Origin of the sequence: Neorhizobium huautlense, from assembly GCF_002968575.1 — a bacterium.
GTDB lineage: Bacteria > Pseudomonadota > Alphaproteobacteria > Rhizobiales > Rhizobiaceae > Neorhizobium > Neorhizobium huautlense.
Window position 1 is genome coordinate 1 of record NZ_PVBM01000112.1, and the last position, 440, is coordinate 440.

The following is a 440-nucleotide window of genomic DNA, read 5'->3' on the forward strand; positions in this document are numbered from 1 at the left end:
CCGCTAACGTGTCGGCGGTTTCGCCGGACTGCGACAGGGTGATGATCAGGCTGCCCGGACGCACCGCCGATTTGCGGTAACGGAATTCGGACGCGATCTCGACATCGCACGGCACGCCGGCCAGCGCTTCGAACCAGTAACGCGCCACCATCCCGGAGTGGTAAGAAGTCCCACAGGCGATGATCTGCACGTGCTGCACCTTGGCCAGCAGCTCGTCGGCGTGCGGGCCCAGCTCGCTCAGGTTGATTTGGCCATGACTGAAACGCCCTTCCAGGGTGTTTTTCAGCGCCAGCGGCTGTTCGTAAATCTCTTTTTGCATGTAGTGGCGGTAAGCGCCCTTGTCGCCGGCGTCATACTGCACCTGGGATTCGATCTCAGGGCGCTCGATGGCGTTACCCTGTTTGTCGAAGATGTTGACGGTGCGGCGAGTCACCTCCACC

Annotated in this window: 1 protein-coding gene; it reads right to left on the reverse strand. The window is 61.4% G+C overall.

What is annotated here, in order from left to right:
* Positions 1-440 (reverse strand): SIS domain-containing protein (locus tag C5L12_RS27845; RefSeq protein WP_157949155.1); only part of this gene is annotated, 440 nt, incomplete at both ends.